General features: G+C 41.2%; 1 pseudogene. It reads left to right on the forward strand.

From position 1 onward, the window contains the following. Nucleotides 1-277, forward strand: a pseudogene (locus AAEZ02_RS22375) (methyl-accepting chemotaxis protein); the annotation flags it as partial.

The following is a 277-nucleotide window of genomic DNA, read 5'->3' on the forward strand; positions in this document are numbered from 1 at the left end:
GGTTGCGCTTGAAAAAGAAATAGCCGAACTTATTAGCGCTGCAGGTAATGGCGAATTAGATACAAGAGTCGCGGAAGAAGGCAAGGAAGGATTCTTTTTACGTTTGGCTCAAGGGCTAAATAGCTTAGTTAAAATAGTTGATGATGCAGTTGCTGACACGGGCAGTATGCTCGATGCGATGGCAAATGGTGATTTATCAAAACGAGTTGAAAAAGAATATAAAGGCTCATTTGATAAACTCAAACGCGATGCTAATGCTACGGCAGATAAGTTAACG

Source organism: Shewanella sp. T24-MNA-CIBAN-0130, assembly GCF_040310185.1.
Classification (GTDB): Bacteria; Pseudomonadota; Gammaproteobacteria; order Enterobacterales; family Shewanellaceae; genus Shewanella; species Shewanella psychromarinicola.